The 1,102-nt window shown below is 47.6% G+C and carries 2 protein-coding genes; one reads left to right on the top strand and one right to left on the bottom strand.

The features are described 5' to 3' along the window. Positions 1-388: OB-fold nucleic acid binding domain-containing protein (locus B3180_RS02445; protein ID WP_286842816.1), on the top strand; the 388-nt coding region annotated here is incomplete at its 5' end. A gap of 1 nt (position 389) precedes the next feature. On the opposite strand, the gene B3180_RS02440 is transcribed toward B3180_RS02445, so the two are convergent. Further along, positions 390-938: a gamma carbonic anhydrase family protein gene (locus B3180_RS02440; RefSeq protein ID WP_054489059.1), complete on the bottom strand. Its 549-nt coding sequence runs from the start codon at positions 936-938 to the stop codon at positions 390-392. Positions 939-1,102 lie beyond the last annotated feature (164 nt).

Here is a 1,102-nt window from a genome sequence, read left to right as displayed (position 1 = left end):
ATCAACGGGTCTGACTTTAGGCCGGCATCCATTAGCTTTACTGAGAAACTCTCCGGAATTAAAAAACTGTGTCATGGCCAAAGACCTGATAACTTGCCGTTCTGGCCAGGTGCTCACACTGGCTGGCTTAGTGACCTGCCGACAAAGGCCCGGAACCCGTAGCGGGGTCACCTTTTTAACGCTGGAAGATGAAAGCGGAAACAGTAATGTGGTGGTGTGGGCGCACACCGCTCGTCAATTTCGGCAGTGTTTCCTGACCAGCAACCTGCTTTGGGTAAAAGGTATTGTCGAAATTCACGAAGGTGTGGTGCATGTTATTGCAGGCCGGCTAAAGGACTTATCCAGCCTGCTGAGTTTTTCCCGGCTTGAAAGCCGACGCTTCCATTAATTTAAGAAACGGGGCTCACCTGTAAAAGGTAGTCATCTTTAAGATCAACGTAATTTTGCGCCGACTGGCTTAAAAAGTTACTTTCACTACTATTTAAGCGGCGTTTCTTCTCAGCCGGACTGCCAACATATAAATAACCGCTTTCTAAGCGTTTGCCCGGAGGGACTAAGCTGCCTGCACCAATAATGACATCATCTTCTACGACAACGTCATCCATAATAACGGCCGACATACCCACCAGAATGCGATTGCCCAGGCGGCATCCGTGCAGCATACAGTGGTGGCCTACAGTGACATCGTCACCAATGACCAGAGGATGTCCTTCTGGGTTCGAGTTCGATTTACGAGTGACATGTAATACCGTGCCATCCTGAATATTTGTACGCTTACCAATGGTCATGCTGTTGACGTCACCACGCGCGGAAACCATAGGCCAGACACTACTGTCATCACCAATGGTGATATTGCCGACAATAACGGAGCTGGGATCCAAATAAACCCGCTCCCCAATAACTGGTTCATATTCATGGTAACTGCGGATATCTGCCATAAGTGTGCTCCTAAGTTAAAAAGCTATTAAGACCTTTATAGCAGATAGAGAATAATAGGTCATGTTTGGCCTTGCTTTGGTGAGAAAAGCAGCGTGTTGCCGAAACTTTACGCAGTCAGCAAAAAAACAGTTATAAAGGCATAAAAAGCGCTTGACGGGGCGAG

Origin of the sequence: Idiomarina sp. UBA4206, assembly GCF_002383015.1 — a bacterium.
In the GTDB taxonomy this organism is placed as follows: Bacteria; Pseudomonadota; Gammaproteobacteria; order Enterobacterales; family Alteromonadaceae; genus Idiomarina; species Idiomarina abyssalis.
This window is presented reverse-complemented; position numbering and strand designations above follow the sequence as displayed.